The organism is Pseudomonas sp. EA_65y_Pfl1_P113, from assembly GCF_963970525.1.
Lineage (GTDB): Bacteria > Pseudomonadota > Gammaproteobacteria > Pseudomonadales > Pseudomonadaceae > Aquipseudomonas > Aquipseudomonas tritici.
On record NZ_CAXAQM010000005.1, the window covers coordinates 72598 to 86224 of the forward strand.

Sequence of the window (13627 nt, forward strand, 5' to 3'; positions counted from 1 at the left end):
TTATCACCATAGAGTCAGGAGTTAACACGTAAGGTTCAAATCAATCCAACTGTAAGATTCACACCCGCACCATTGCACGATTAATTAACCGAATAAAGCCACCCACTTCCTAAAATAACGAAGGACAACGCCGTCATACTTAAAAGTAGGAATACGTCAGCAACTTCCTAATCCCGCCTCACCTCTATTAAAACTCCTTGTTTCAAGGCATGATGCGGCCCTCACATCAAGGACGATAAAAACTGTGAAAACCACCCTCACCGCACTGCTGCTGATTATCCTGGCAGCGCCTGTATTCGCCGAAACCACACCTATCGGCTTCAAAAACGTCACCGTCCCTGATACGCAGCGCCCATTGCAAATGGTCGTCTGGTACCCCACCGCCGCCGCCACTACACCCGAGCTGATCCGTGACGACGCAGTGTTCTTCGGCGCCCTCGCGGTGCCCGACGCGCCTGCGCAAAGCGGCGAACACCCGCTGGTGGTGCTCTCCCATGGTTACGGCGGTAACTGGGGCAACCAGGTGTGGCTGGCCAGCGCCTTGGCCCATCAGGGTTACATCGTGGCGGCGGTCAACCATCCCGGCACCACCAGCAAGGACCGCAGCCCGCAGGCTGCCGCACAGTTATGGCAACGGACCAAAGACCTGAGCCGGGCCATCGATGCGGTGATCGCTCAGCCTAAGCAGTTCGGCGCGGTGGCGAAAAACCGGATCGCCGTGGTGGGTCACTCTATTGGGGGATGGACTGCCATGGAAATTGCCGGTGCACGCTTCGACCCGGACCTCTTCGCCCGCGACTGCAATGCACACCCGAAGTTGGGCGGCTGCATCGGCTACCAGCAGATCAAACCGGCCGAGACACCGGCTGCGAAGGCCCAACTGGCCGCGACCCTGCGCGACCCACGCGTCGGCGCCGTGGTGACATTGGACCTGGGCCTGTCGCGCGGCTTCACCGACGCCAGCCTGGCCGCACTGCCGGTGCCGGCACTGGTAATTGCGGGGGGCGTGCCAACGGAGGATATGGACCCCAACCTGGAGTCCACCGATATGGTCAAGCGGTTGCCTGAAGCATCAACACACTACGTAGAGATCGCAGACGCCACTCACTTCAGCTTTATGTCGACCTGCAAGCCGGGCGGTATGGCGTTGATCGAAGAGGACTCGCCAGGCGATGGCATGATTTGCCGCGATGGTGAAGGGGCCCGACCCAGAGTAGAGATCCAACAACAGGTGGTAGGACTGATTACTACGTTTCTGCGGCAATCGTTCAGCAAATAATTAAAATTCGAACCCTTACTCACCCACGGAGTGCAACATGCAAGAGAGCAAAGAGTTGAGAGGGTTAGGAGGCTGGCTCGTGCTCGTTGGAATAGGCCTGTTTATATCGGTTATCCGCCTGAGCTATAACGTTCTCGCCGTGTATTACCCCATCTTCGCAAATGGCACTTTTACTGCTGTGACCACGCAGGGATCGTCCTTGTATAACCCGCTATGGGCGCCGATTCTGATTTCAGAAACAGTCGTCAACGTACTACTGGCTGCTACCTATGCTTATTTGGTCTACCTGTTCCTCAGGAAGCATTACGTGTTCCCCAAGGTTTATATCGCCACGGTCGTTTTTTCGGTGATTTTCATTCCGCTCGATGCCTGGATCTGCTCGTTTGTCCTGGTGAATCAGCCGCTGTTCGATGGCAACACACTAAAAGAAATGGTCCGGGCATTGTTTGGCTTGTTTATCTGGGTGCCTTACATGCTGGTATCCAAGCGGGTACAGGCAACGTTTGTAGAGCATAAGCCTGAGAGCGCTGACACTCGCACCGTCGTCAACCTTTAACAGAGCACGCTGCCCCTTGCTCCCTGCAATGGCGAGTCATGCGGCGCAAAGGGTTATGGATACACCTAAAGACGCCCCGTTCGCCTATCAAGCGGTGTACCGCTACCTCGTCGAGTTGATTGAGGCAAGCCCTTCGCAAGGCGACCACAAGTTGCCGTCGCTGCGCCAGTTGGCGCAGCGCCTCGGCGTATCGGTGTCGACCACCAAGTACGCCTACGCGCTCCTTGAGGATGAAGGACGGGTATACGCCAGGCCCAAGTTCGGTTACTTCACCCGTCTGCAGCCGACGGCTGTCTCAACTGAGCGCGCACCCAGCCTGCTCGATCAGGTCTTTGCCAATGCCCGCCAGCCGGGCATGCTGGCCCTGAGCAGCGACGCACCGGCCATGCTGATGTCGCTGGAAAACCCACTGCTGATGATTGAGCGGGAGATTGCCCGCCAATACCCGCGCTCACTGACACCGTTGTACCTGCCCTTTGGCGAACCGGAGCTGCGCGCTGCATTGGCCGAGCGCTACACCTGCTCCACTGACAACTACTGGCAGGCCGATCAGGTCTATGTCGGCGCGGACCTGCATAGCGTGCTGGCGTTGTCGCTGAACGCCCTGGGCTTGGCGGGCACAGTGGCGTTGGTGGAGTCTCCGTGCTCGTGGGCGATCCTGCGCCAGCTTAAAGCCGCGAACATCCGCGTAATCGAACTGCACCTTGACGCCGACGGGCGCTTCGACCTGCCTGCGCTTAATCAACTGCTCAAGCACGCGCCCATTCGCCTGGCGGTGCTGTCATCCACCGTGAACATTCCCCACGGCAGCCGCATGCCGGCTGAGGATAAACAGCAGATCTGCCAATGGCTGGCGCAGCGGGATATCTGGTTGTTCGAAAACGACACCTACGGCGAGTTGTATTTCGCGCCCCGGCCGGCCCGCTATCGCGACGTTGCCGACCCGCAGAAACTGCTGGTGTTTTCGACCTTAGACAAGGTGATCGGCTCGGAGGCACCCTACGGCTATGTGCTGTGCCGTGGGTGTGGGGCGCAGTTGCAGCAGGCGTTCCTGGCGCGGGCATTTCGTCTGTCGCCGATCCGCCAGAAGGCGATTGCCAAGCTATTCACTTCCAAGCGCATCGACCCGCATCTGCACACGCTGCGGGCCTTGTTGCAGGACTGTATGACCCGGCTGAAAGGCCTGCTGGACGAACACGGCAAGGGTGCCTTTGAAGTGCAGATCCCGCAGGGTGGCGCGTGTTTTTGGCTGGAAGCCACGCGTCTGGTCGACATGCAGAGCGTGTTCGATTGCCTGCTGGCGGAACGCATCGTCATCGCCCCCGGCGAACTGTTCAGCCAGCAAGGTGCCTGGAAACAGCATGTGCGCCTGAGCTTTACCCTCGATTGGAGCAAAGACATCGCCCAGGCCGTGGAGCAACTGGCCCGGGCAATTCGTCAAAGTCCGTAGCAGTGCCGCGCCTCAGGGAAACGACCGTGACGCACGTCTTCGGCAAACCGTTCGCAGGCATCGCGGATCACCGCGCCCACGTCCGCGTATTGTTTGACGAAACGCGGCATCTGCTCGCCGCCCAGGCCCAGCACATCCTCAGTCACCAGCACCTGGCCGTCGCAGGCCGGTGAAGCGCCGATGCCGATGGTGGGCATTGCCGAGTCGAGGGTGATCTGCCGGGCCACGCCCTCTGCCACCCCTTCGAGCAACAGGCTGAACGCACCCGCCTGCAGATTGGCCCGTGCATCCTTGGCAATTCGCGCGCCGGTTTCGGCGGTGAGCCCCTGAGCCTTGAAGCCGCCCATCACGTTGACGAACTGCGGCATCAGCCCCACATGCGCCATCACCGGAACACCGCGCGCCACCAGAAACTCGACGGTGCCGGCTAACGCCTGGTTGGCTTCCAGCTTGACGGCGTCGCAGCCGGTGCGCGCCAGCACCTGGGCGCAATTGCGGAAGGCCTGTTCATTGGATTCCTGATAACTGCCAAACGGCATGTCGGCAATCACACAGGCCAAGCGCGTGCTATCGACCACGGCCCGGGTGTGGCCGATGATTTCTTCAAGTTGCATGCTCAAGGTCGAGGGGCGGCCGTACCCGACCATGGCCGTGGAATCACCGACCAGGATGAAATCGACCAAAGGATCGATCAGCTTGGCGATGGCGCTGGAGTAAGCCGTCAGGGAGACGATTTTCTGCTGGCCCTTCATGGCGACCAGTTGCGGGACGGTCATGCGTTTGGTGCGGGTGTGGATGCTCATCAGTGTCGTCCGTTGTGCGCTGGAGGACCCGATTATTGGCAAAAGGGAGGGCGATTCAATACACAGATTGGCGCTAAAAAGCGACTCAGGGAATGGCGTCGGTTTTTAAGCTGGTATCATCCCGAGCCTGTACAGCCTGGGTAGAAAGACATGAACCGCCAGAAAAAACTCAAGCAGCTCTTCAAGGCCAAGGCCAAAAAGGCCAGCGCCAAATTGGCGCCGAAGAAAAAAGATACGTACGTCAGCAAGGCAGACCGGGAAAAGCTGGCGGCTGAAGCGGTTCAAGCGTTGGAGCAAGATTGAAAAACCTGCTATTCATCTGCAGCCGCAACAAATGGCGCAGCCCGACGGCAGAAGTGATTTGGCGCCGTCGCCCCGGCTTCAATGTGCGCTCGGCAGGCACCAGCCCAAACGCACGCAAAACCGTCGGCCCGGCGGACATCCAGTGGGCCGACGTGATCTTCGTCATGGAGCGCAAACACCAGCAGCGCCTACAGGCCGACTACGCCCGTCTGCTGGAGCATAAGCCGTTGCACTGCCTGGATATTCCCGACGATTTTCGCTACATGGACCTGGAACTAGTGAGTCTGCTGGAAGATGTGGTGGAGCCTTACCTCGCGACATGACAAGGAAGATCAATGAACGACAGTTACCAGCAAATCATCACTTGGCGCCGACTGACTGATACCGCGGCAGTGCGGTATGTGTGCTTTATGAACCTTAAAACAGCCCTGTACACGGTGCAGAGTACGGATTTCTTTCGCCTGCCCATGACGACCGCCAACCAAGCTTTCTTTGATAAACAACTGATACAACTGCTGATTGAGATGTCACCCAGTGAACGTAGCCAATCGTACGCAAGCCTGATAGAAGCAATGGACGCTCACGATGAGTTGTTCGGAGCGCCTGAAGACAACTGCGATGCCTTCAAGTCTTAGCAACTGCTCAACGCCACCTGCTAACGCTCACCTACGAAGAAAAGCGGCCGCAACCGCACCCCACGCTGTTGCCGATTAACGCCACCACCGACCATACCCAGCCATACAGGCTGCCCAAGACGATGCCGCTGGAAGTAACAGCCGTAGGCCAGGCGCGAACCGTAGCCGAGCAGCAGGCCGCCGATCCCTTTGCGAGAGTGTTGGGTCCAGGCGAAAAAATATGTCGGCATTACCTCCGCCTTCGCAGCCTCGCTGGGGCTCGACAGCTCCCACATTTGAGCTTTATCGCTGCTGAAATTGCGCTCGTAGCCAAGGCCGGAATTCAACCAACACCGCCGATCCCCGTGGGAGCTGTCGAGCTTTAGCGAGGCTGCGAAAGCGGTGGGTCAGGTGCTGAAAATGCTGGCAGTGCCGCCGCCTTGGCAACCTCGCTAGGGCTCGACAGCTCTTATCAAACAAAAAATAACTCATTGTTTTTGCTCTTAAAATTTAAGCCGCTTTAACCAGCTGCAATCCAAGTTTGCGTGCCTTGCGTTCCAAGGCGCGCATCTGCCGATCACGGCTTCTTTCTTCAAATGCTTCTATCCCTTTCTCAACGTAAGGCTGACCTGTAGTGGTCTGCTGGTCCCGGACATCGATTTAGGCGATTGTCCTCACCATTAGCGAGGCGTCCGATGGGTAAGCAATGACTTCCGCTTTCTGCCGAATTGAAACGGCCAATACCAGCCATTTGGTGACCAGAAAAATCGAAGATGAGCCACAAAGGCCTGCGGTGACTAAGCCCGATCTATTCGCCCGGAGTAGCAACCCTGCTTGGCATTGTGAACGTGTATGTAATTAACCTCTGGATTGGCAAACATCCGGGTAACGACAGGTTCTATTGCTATTCCATCAGCGACGTCGGCGTCGAGCATCATCCCATCATCAGTGAAAGCGCGAAGTGATAGCAGGCGGATTCGCATAGACTCGGGTACCAGCTGTCAAATTGAGATCATTTTTTGGGAAGTACCACGCGCTGTGACTTTCGGGCTCACCGGGATCAATCTCCGGCAGATCATCACGACGCACCCACTCCCCCAGATCGAACGCCTGATAAAGCTGGAAGCAGGCTGCATGAGCGTCCTTTTCGGCAAAGAAGTGAATCAGGGGCCGTCCACACGGCCCCCCCAAACCCATTCAGCGATAAACCGGATAACGCCGGCACAGTGCGACAACCTGTTCGCGCACGTGGTGGCCGACCTTGTCACTGTCGCCATATTCCAGGGCGTCGAGTACGTCGCACAACCACCCTGCCACTTGCTCGCAGGCCTCGACACCGAAGCCCCGCGTCGTCACCGCCGGGCTGCCGATGCGCAAGCCGGAGGTCACGAAGGGTGAGCGTGGGTCATTCGGCACCGAGTTTTTATTCGCGGTGATGTAGGCGCTGCTCAATGCCGCATCGGCGTCCTTGCCGGTGTAGGGCTTGTCGGACAGGTCGATCAGCATCATGTGGTTGTCGGTTCCGCCCGAGACGATCTTGTAGCCGCGCTTTTGCAGCACCGCCGCCATGGCGCGGGCGTTGATCACCACTTGGGTCTGGTAGACGCGGAACTCGGGCGTCAGCGCTTCCTTGAACGCCACGGCCTTGGCTGCAATCTGGTGCATAAGCGGGCCGCCCTGCACGCCGGGAAACACTGCCGAATCGAGTTTCTTGTAGAAGGCTTCGTCCTGGCCCTTCGACAGAATCAAACCGCCCCGTGGGCCGCGCAGGGTTTTGTGCGTGGTGCTGGTGACCACATGCGCATGGGGCAGCGGGTCCGGGTATTCGCCGGCGGCGACCAGCCCGGCGACGTGGGCCATGTCGACCCAGAATATGGCGCCGACCTTGTCGGCGATGGTGCGCATGCGTGCCCAGTCCTTGTAGCGCGAGTACGCCGAGAAGCCGCCGATCAACATTTTCGGGCGCGTCTGCAGGGCAATTCGTTCCATCTCGTCGTAGTCGAGAAAACCGGTTTTCGGGTCCAGCCCGTAGGGCACGATCTTGTAATGCCGGCCCGAAAAGTTCGCCGGGTTACCGTGGGTCAGGTGGCCGCCCTGGGCCAGGTTCATGCCCATCACCGTGTCACCGGGGTTGATCAACGCGAGGAACACCGCCGCGTTGGCCTGCGCACCCGCGTGAGGCTGCACGTTGGCGTAGTCGCAGTTGAACAGGGTCTTGACCCGCTCAATCGCCAGCCGCTCGGCCACATCAACGTATTCACAACCACTGTAGTAGCGCTTGCCGGGATAGCCCTCGGCGTACTTGTTGGTGAGTACCGTGCTCTGGGTCTGCATGACCAGCGGGCTGGCGTAGTTCTCCGACGCGATCAGCTCAATGTGGTCTTCCTGGCGATGCGCTTCGTTATGAATCGCCTCACGCAGTTCAGGGTCGAAAGCATCCAGGGTGAGCGTTGAGTCGTACATGGTGGGGGCGTCCTTGGTTAACAAATTCAAACAGCGGGCGACAGCAGGCGAATGACACGTGCGGCGATCTCGTCGATCTGTGTGTCATCGCAGATCAGTGCGGGCAACAGGCGCACGGTGGTGCCACGGGTGACGGTGATCAGCAGGCGTTGTTCTTCACGGGCGCGGTCGACCAGCTCGCCGCACGGGCGGTTGAGTTCAACGCCGACCATCAAGCCGATACCACGAATGGCCACCACCTCGGGATGGTTGCCCAGCGCCAGCTTGAGCGCGGCCAGCAGGCGTCGGCCGCTGGCGGCGGCGCGTTGTGGCAGGTGCTCACGCTGCATGATGTCCAGCACCGTGCACCCCACGCGGCAGGCCAGCGGGTTACCGCCAAACGTGGACGCATGGTGACCGGGGGAAAACAGCTCGGCGGCCTTGCCCCGCGCCAGGCATGCGCCTATCGGGTAGCCGTTGCCAAGTGCCTTGGCCAGGGTGATGACATCCGGCTCGATGCCCGCGTGTTGAAAGCCAAACCAGGCGCCGGTGCGGCCCATGCCGGTTTGCACTTCATCAATCATCATCAGCCAGTCGTGTTCATCGCACAGGGCGCGCAACCCTTGCAGGTAGCCCGCGAACGCCGCATGCACCCCACCCTCGCCCTGCACCGGTTCGACCAGCACTGCAACGATGTTGGGTGACCGCGCCGCGACCGCCCGAATCGCCTCGATGTCGTTGTACGGCACGCGCACAAAGCCGGGCATCAACGGTTCGAAACCGACGTGCACCGCCGGGTTGCCGGTGGCCGCCAGCGTGGCGAGGGTGCGCCCGTGGAAGCTGTTGTCCATCACCAGCACCTGCGGCTGGGCCACGCCTCGGGCATGGGCGTGCAACCGCGCCAGTTTCAGCGCGGCTTCATTGGCCTCGGCGCCGGAGTTGCAGAAAAACGCGCGCTCCATGCCGGACAACAGGCACAACCGCTCGCCCAGTTGCTCCTGCCACGGGATGCGAAACATGTTGGTGGTGTGCAGCAACTGCGTGGACTGCTCGGCGATGGCGGCGGCAATTTCCGGGTTGGCGTGGCCCAGGCTCGTCACGGCCACGCCGGCGATGGCATCCAGGTATTCAACGCCGTCGGTGTCCCACAGGCGGGCGCCCAGGCCTCGGCTGAACGAAACCGGCTGACGGGACGAGGTGTGCATCAGGTAAGCGGGTGCAGCGGACATTGCAGGCCTCCTATAAAGATCAATCAACGTTAAGGGGCGAGCGCCGGCAACTCGTCGTCGTTGCGCGGTCTGGCGTCGGCCGTGGGCCAGTAATAGGCATCGGGCATGGCGCGGGCACCGAAGATGGCTTGGCCGACGCGTACCACGGTTGCACCCTCTTCAATGGCAATTTCAAAGTCGCCCGACATGCCCATCGATAACTCCTGCAGCGACACGCCCTCGGGCACCTGTGCGAGCAAGCGGTCGCGCAATTCACGCAAGCGCACGAAGCAGGGGCGTACCCGCACCACGTCGGCGCAAAACAGCGCCAGGGTCATCAGCCCGCGAACCCGCAGCGCCGGGAATGCCGGCAGCGCCGCGATGAACGCCGCCACATCCTCGGGAGCCAGGCCGTACTTGCTGGCTTCACCCGAGGTGTTGACCTGCACGAACACATCCATCTGCCGACCTTCGAGCTGCAGCCGATGGTTCAGCACTTCGGCCACGCGCAGGCTGTCGAGCGCCTGGAATTCGCTGGCAAAACGCGCAACCTGCTTGGCCTTGTTGGTTTGCAGGTGGCCGATGACTGACCATTGCAGGTCGTGCAGGTCGCTCATGGCTTGCGCCTTGCGCTGGGCCTCCTGCACCTTGTTTTCGCCGAGCAGGCGGCAACCGGCGGCATAGGCCAGGCGCAGATGGGCTTCGTCGAAGGTCTTGCTGACCGGCAGCAACCGCACGGTGGCCGGGTCACGCCCGACACGGTGGCAAGCATCGATGATGCGTTGCTGCACAGCGGCAAGGTTGCGACGAAAGTCCTCGACGCTGACCGCCTGCGGATAGCGACCATGGTCGGCGTGGAGCGTGGTGAGGTGTTCGGCTTGCCCAGTCATCAGCGGGTCGCTCCCTTGGTGGTCACCGCAGTGGTTTTTTCACGACGTGGCAGTTGCCCATTGAGTACCGCATACGCCGCGAGGCCGATGAGCAAGCCCCAGAACGCGCCGCCAATGCCAAGCAAGGTGATGTTGGCGGCGCACGCCAGAAAGGTGATCAGCGAGGCTTCACGGGATTTGACGTCCGCCATGGCATTGGCCAGGCTGCCGCCGATGGTGCCGAGCAGCGCCAGCCCGGCCAGGGTGGTAATGAACGTCGCCGGAAAGGCCATGAACACCGCCGCCAGGGTTACGCCAAAAATCCCCACCAGGATGTAGAACACCCCTGCCGCAACCCCGGCGATCCAGCGTTTGGAAGGGTCTTCGGACGCTTCCTTGCCGGTGCAGATCGCCGCCGTGATTGCCGCGATATTGAACGCATGGGAGCCGAACGGCGCCATCAGCAGCGAACCCAGCCCGGTCACGCTGAGAATCGGGTTGGCGCTGGTCTTGAAGCCGTCATTGCGCAGCACCAGCATGCCCGGCATGTACTGCCCTGTGAGGGTAATCAGAAACAGCGGCAACGCCACGCTCAGCAACGCATTGAGCGAGAACTCGGGCCGCGTGAATACCGGTGTGGCGAACGCCAGCGCCAGTCCGGAAAAATCCACTCGCCCCTGCATCAGCAAAAAGCCCAGCCCCAGCACCAGAATGCCGACCACCGCGTAGCGTGCGCTCAAGCGTTTGAACACGATGTAGGCGCCGATCAGCAGCCCCACCAACAGCGGGTCGACCGTCATGCTCGCGAATGCACCGATGCCGAACTGCAAGAGAATGCCGCCCAGCAGGCCCGCCGCAACGCCAGGCGGGATCAGGCGCACAGCCCTTTCAAAATAGCCGGATACACCCAGCAGCACGAACGCCGCCGCTGAAATCAAATACGCACCAATCGCCTCGGCGTAGGGCGTGGTCGCCAGGGCAACGATCAAGAACGCCGCCGCCGGGGTCGACCAGGCGGTGATGATCGGCTCGCGGCTCACCCAACTGAGGAACAACCCGGTCACACCGACGCCAATCGACACCGACCAGACCCACGACGCCGTCAGCTCAGGGCTGAGGCCGGCAACCTTGGCGGCCTGGAACACCAGAATGAAGGTGCCGCCGTAATTGACGATCACCGAAATCAGCCCGGCAACCACCGGGTGCAGCACATCCCGCAGACGCAGGGACGACTGGGATTGAGTAGAGGGCATAAGTCTTGGCTCCTTGCTGGACAATGGATCAGGCCGTGGCCAGGCGGTCATTTATAGCCGTTGAATGGCGGGGTTTGCCCCTACGCTTGTGCGCAGCAGACCAGACCACTTTTTCGCGCAGGGGCGGTTACCCATGTGCGCGTGCGAAGTCAGCCATAAAGTCAGTCAGCGCCTCGACTGCGGTTAACGAGACGGCGTTGTAGAGGCTGGCGCGCAGGCCGCCGACACTGGCGTGGCCTTTCAAGCCGTTAAGGCCGGCGTCTTCGGCGCGGCGCAGGAAGGTCTTCTCCAGCGTCGAATCCGCCAGCACGAACGGCACGTTGTTGATCGAGCGGTACGCCGGCTGCACCCGATTGCGGTAGAAACCGCCGCTCTCGTCAATGACGCGATAGAGCCGGCGTGCCTTGGTCTGGTTACGCTCATGCAAGGCCGGCAGACCGCCGTTGTGCTTGATCCACTTGAGCGTCAGGCCGGTGAGGTACCAGGGAAACGTCGCCGGGGTATTGAGCATCGACTGCGCATCGCTGATGTGGGCGTAGTTGAGAATGTCCGGAGTGAAGGCATGGGAGCGTTCCAATAATGCGGGGTCGACGATGACCACCGTCAACCCGGCCACCCCCATGTTTTTCTGGGCGGCGGCATACACCAGGTCATGCCGGGCGACGTCCATCGGCTTGGACAAAAGGCTTGAACAGGCATCACACACCAGCGGCGCGGCGCTGTTGGGCGGGGCGATGAATTGCACGCCGTGGACCGTCTCATTCTCGGTGTAATGCAGGTAGGCAGCGTCAGGATTGAGGTGCCAGCTCGCTGCGTCAGGCACGCAGTCGAAGCCGGTTGCGCGGGCACTGGCCGCGATTCGCACATCGCAATAACGCCGCGCCGCTTCAATCGCCTTACCCGACCAGAGGCCGGTGTGCAGGTAGTCCGCCGTGCCTTTGTCGCCCAACAGGTTCATCGGCACCTGGGCGAACTGCAGCGAGGCGCCGCCTTGCAAAAACAGCACTTTGTACGCGTCCGGCACGCCGAGAATGTCACGCAGGTCTTGCTCCGCCTGGCGGGCCACGTCCATGAACACGCGGGAGCGATGGCTGATCTCCATCACCGACATACCGGTGCCGGCAAAATCAAAAAATTCTTCGTGTGCCTGGGTGAGCACTTCCAGCGGCACCGCCGTGGGGCCGGCGCTGAAGTTGTGGGATCTGGCCATCGTCGCGTAACTCCTGTTCAAGAACACTCGCATCGTGCGGGCTCGCCACGCGCCGGGGCCGGGCTGGCGAGGGCTGGATTCTACGGATAGACTGGCCTGCCATTACAGGCCAATTCCAAAGGACTGAGCAGACCGCATGGCAAAAACCTTTGAGCTCGAAACCCTGAAAATGCGCCTCAACGACGTGGAGTTTCAGCTGCTGGACTTGCACCAGCGCATCCAGCGGGCGTTGCGCGCACTGATCCTCGACGGCGCCCTCGGCCCCGGCCTGAAACTGCCTGCCACACGGGTGTTGGCAAAGTCGCTGGGGTGCGCCCGCGACACCGTCGAGAACGCCTACGTGCAGTTGCATCGGGACGGGTTTATCGTGCGCCGCGAGGGTGCCGGCAGTTACGTCTGCGACACGGTCGGCGTCGAATTGCGCGGCGCCACACGCCGGCGCATCAAGGCCCAGGAAGTGCGCAGCAACGCCGCCGCACCCGGCGCCGAGCTGAGCCAGCGCGGGCGGATGATCTTCGAAACGGGCGGCGTCAGCGACCAGCAAGTCATCAAGGCCTTCGCCACCGGTTTGCCGGAAACCCGCAGTTTCCCCACGGATGTCTGGGAACGTCTGCAACGCCAGGTGATGAAGGACTATCGCGCCAACGTGCTCTTGCACGGCGACCCTCAAGGCGCCGAGCCGCTGCGCAAGGCGATTGCCACCTACCTGAACCTAGAGCGCGGGGCCAAGTGTTCGCCCGATCAGGTGCTGGTGCTGAGCAGCACGCGCCAGGCCTTGTACCTCTGCGCGCAGTTGCTGGTGGATGCCGGCAACCCGATCTTGCTCGAAAACCCTGGCTATTACGGCGCACGCAAAGCCTTCGAGATCGCTGAAGCCAAGGTGCTGCCCATCGATGTCGATGAACGCGGCATCCGCACCGACCTGCTGTACGCCGACCGCAGCGGCGCCAACTGCGTGTACGTCACACCGTCGCACCAATACCCCACCGGCGTGACGCTGCCGCTGGAACGGCGCCTTGAGTTGATCAACTGGGCGGCAGAAAAAGGCAAGTGGCTGATCGAGGACGACTACGACAGCGAGTTCCATTACGACGGACAACCCACCGCCTGCGTGCAGGGGCTGGACAAGTATCAGCGCACGCTCTATATCGGCACGTTCAGCAAGACGCTCTACCCCGGCTTGCGCATGGGCTACATGGTGCTGCCCCACGAACTGGTCAAGCCCTTTGCCTACGCGCGCAGCATGATGGACGGGCATACGCCGCAAGTGCTGCAACTGACCCTGGCGCGGTTTATGGAAGACGGTCATTACAACGCCCACGTGCGGGCCATGCGCAAGCTGTATGCCGGGCGACGCTCGATCATGCATGACGCCATTGGCAAGTACCTGGGCGAGGTCGTCACCGCCCAGTTGCCACCGGGCGGCTTGCAGATTCCGTGTCTGCTGAAAGCGGGCTGGAGCGAAGAAAAAACCATTCGCCAGGCGGCCACCGCCGGCGTGCAATTGTCCGGACTCAGCAAGCTGTACGCAGGCGAACCGCAGCAATACGGCTGGCTGCTGGGCTACTCGTCGTTGACCGCGTATGAAATCGAAGCCGCCATGCTGCGCCTGGCCAATGCGCTGAAAATCTAGAGGCAGC

14 protein-coding genes and 1 pseudogene are annotated in these 13627 nt (G+C 61.0%); 7 read left to right on the forward strand and 8 right to left on the reverse strand.

The window, feature by feature from the left end:
* The first annotated feature begins 244 nt into the window (after window positions 1-244).
* From AACY52_RS06930 to AACY52_RS06940, 3 genes are read left to right on the forward strand one after another with little or no spacing between them, the layout of a single operon-like run.
* Window positions 245-1279 (forward strand): alpha/beta fold hydrolase, encoded by a 1035-nt coding sequence (locus tag AACY52_RS06930; RefSeq protein ID WP_339416399.1) that lies wholly within the window; start codon window positions 245-247, stop codon window positions 1277-1279.
* A gap of 37 nt (window positions 1280-1316) precedes the next feature.
* Window positions 1317-1835 (forward strand): DUF2569 domain-containing protein, encoded by a 519-nt coding sequence (locus AACY52_RS06935; RefSeq protein ID WP_339416401.1) that lies wholly within the window; start codon window positions 1317-1319, stop codon window positions 1833-1835.
* Window positions 1836-1890: 55 nt separating this feature from the next.
* The gene (locus tag AACY52_RS06940; protein ID WP_339416403.1) at window positions 1891-3285 is read left to right on the forward strand and encodes a PLP-dependent aminotransferase family protein; all 1395 of its coding nucleotides are present in this window, start codon (window positions 1891-1893) and stop codon (window positions 3283-3285) included.
* Here the strand turns inward: AACY52_RS06940 and panB are convergent.
* Window positions 3273-4088: a 3-methyl-2-oxobutanoate hydroxymethyltransferase gene (gene panB, locus AACY52_RS06945; protein WP_339416405.1), complete on the reverse strand. Its 816-nt coding sequence runs from the start codon at window positions 4086-4088 to the stop codon at window positions 3273-3275. The two genes, AACY52_RS06940 and panB, sit on opposite strands and share 13 nt — an antisense overlap.
* Window positions 4089-4238: 150 nt before the next feature.
* Between panB and AACY52_RS06950 the strand changes: the two genes are divergently transcribed.
* From AACY52_RS06950 to AACY52_RS06960, 3 genes are read left to right on the forward strand one after another with little or no spacing between them, the layout of a single operon-like run.
* Window positions 4239-4391, forward strand: a complete 153-nt coding sequence (locus AACY52_RS06950) for a DUF2986 domain-containing protein (protein ID WP_339416407.1) — start codon at window positions 4239-4241, stop codon at window positions 4389-4391.
* Window positions 4388-4714 (forward strand): phosphotyrosine protein phosphatase, encoded by a 327-nt coding sequence (locus AACY52_RS06955; RefSeq protein ID WP_339416408.1) that lies wholly within the window; start codon window positions 4388-4390, stop codon window positions 4712-4714. The genes AACY52_RS06950 and AACY52_RS06955 overlap by 4 nt, the downstream gene beginning before the upstream one ends.
* Before the next feature lie 12 nt (window positions 4715-4726).
* Window positions 4727-5026, forward strand: coding sequence for a hypothetical protein (locus AACY52_RS06960; protein ID WP_339416409.1), 300 nt, complete (start codon window positions 4727-4729; stop codon window positions 5024-5026).
* A gap of 20 nt (window positions 5027-5046) precedes the next feature.
* Here AACY52_RS06960 and AACY52_RS06965 read toward each other — a convergent pair.
* From AACY52_RS06965 to serC, 7 genes and pseudogenes are all read right to left on the reverse strand, one after another.
* Window positions 5047-5211: pseudogene (locus AACY52_RS06965) on the reverse strand (YeeE/YedE thiosulfate transporter family protein); the annotation flags it as partial.
* Between the two features lie 591 nt (window positions 5212-5802).
* On the reverse strand, window positions 5803-5988 hold the full coding sequence (locus AACY52_RS06970; protein WP_339416415.1) for a DUF1203 domain-containing protein: 186 nt from the start codon (window positions 5986-5988) through the stop codon (window positions 5803-5805).
* Between the two features lie 214 nt (window positions 5989-6202).
* Window positions 6203-7468 carry a serine hydroxymethyltransferase gene (glyA, locus tag AACY52_RS06975; RefSeq protein ID WP_305394087.1) on the reverse strand — a complete coding sequence of 422 codons (1266 nt, stop codon included), beginning with the start codon at window positions 7466-7468 and terminating at the stop codon, window positions 6203-6205.
* A 26-nt stretch (window positions 7469-7494) separates the two neighbouring features.
* Window positions 7495-8676, reverse strand: a complete 1182-nt coding sequence (locus AACY52_RS06980; RefSeq protein ID WP_339427442.1) for an aspartate aminotransferase family protein — start codon at window positions 8674-8676, stop codon at window positions 7495-7497.
* Window positions 8677-8705: 29 nt separating this feature from the next.
* Complete coding sequence (locus AACY52_RS06985; RefSeq protein WP_065874177.1) at window positions 8706-9545, reverse strand: YggS family pyridoxal phosphate-dependent enzyme; 840 nt, start codon at window positions 9543-9545, stop codon at window positions 8706-8708.
* On the reverse strand, window positions 9545-10777 hold the full coding sequence (locus AACY52_RS06990; RefSeq protein WP_065874178.1) for a benzoate/H(+) symporter BenE family transporter: 1233 nt from the start codon (window positions 10775-10777) through the stop codon (window positions 9545-9547). The genes AACY52_RS06985 and AACY52_RS06990 overlap by 1 nt, the downstream gene beginning before the upstream one ends.
* 127 nt (window positions 10778-10904) lie before the next feature.
* The gene (gene serC / locus AACY52_RS06995; protein WP_339427439.1) at window positions 10905-11987 is read right to left on the reverse strand and encodes a 3-phosphoserine/phosphohydroxythreonine transaminase; all 1083 of its coding nucleotides are present in this window, start codon (window positions 11985-11987) and stop codon (window positions 10905-10907) included.
* A gap of 136 nt (window positions 11988-12123) precedes the next feature.
* On the opposite strand from serC, the gene AACY52_RS07000 reads away from it, so the two are divergent.
* Window positions 12124-13620 carry a PLP-dependent aminotransferase family protein gene (locus tag AACY52_RS07000; RefSeq protein WP_339416424.1) on the forward strand — a complete coding sequence of 499 codons (1497 nt, stop codon included), beginning with the start codon at window positions 12124-12126 and terminating at the stop codon, window positions 13618-13620.
* Window positions 13621-13627: the final 7 nt, after the last annotated feature.

Bases quoted from the DNA above. Each gene is read 5' to 3' on its own strand.
- AACY52_RS06935 (WP_339416401.1), top strand. From the start codon at position 1,317: ATGCAAGAGAGCAAAGAGTTGAGAGGGTTAGGAGGCTGGCTCGTGCTC.
- AACY52_RS06940 (WP_339416403.1), top strand. From the start codon at position 1,891: ATGGATACACCTAAAGACGCCCCGTTCGCCTATCAAGCGGTGTACCGC.
- panB (WP_339416405.1), bottom strand. From the start codon at position 4,088: ATGAGCATCCACACCCGCACCAAACGCATGACCGTCCCGCAACTGGTC.
- AACY52_RS06950 (WP_339416407.1), top strand. From the start codon at position 4,239: ATGAACCGCCAGAAAAAACTCAAGCAGCTCTTCAAGGCCAAGGCCAAA.
- AACY52_RS06960 (WP_339416409.1), top strand. From the start codon at position 4,727: ATGAACGACAGTTACCAGCAAATCATCACTTGGCGCCGACTGACTGAT.
- AACY52_RS06970 (WP_339416415.1), bottom strand. From the start codon at position 5,988: ATGCGAATCCGCCTGCTATCACTTCGCGCTTTCACTGATGATGGGATG.
- glyA (WP_305394087.1), bottom strand. From the start codon at position 7,468: ATGTACGACTCAACGCTCACCCTGGATGCTTTCGACCCTGAACTGCGT.
- AACY52_RS06980 (WP_339427442.1), bottom strand. From the start codon at position 8,676: ATGTCCGCTGCACCCGCTTACCTGATGCACACCTCGTCCCGTCAGCCG.
- AACY52_RS06985 (WP_065874177.1), bottom strand. From the start codon at position 9,545: ATGACTGGGCAAGCCGAACACCTCACCACGCTCCACGCCGACCATGGT.
- AACY52_RS06990 (WP_065874178.1), bottom strand. From the start codon at position 10,777: ATGCCCTCTACTCAATCCCAGTCGTCCCTGCGTCTGCGGGATGTGCTG.
- serC (WP_339427439.1), bottom strand. From the start codon at position 11,987: ATGGCCAGATCCCACAACTTCAGCGCCGGCCCCACGGCGGTGCCGCTG.
- AACY52_RS07000 (WP_339416424.1), top strand. From the start codon at position 12,124: ATGGCAAAAACCTTTGAGCTCGAAACCCTGAAAATGCGCCTCAACGAC.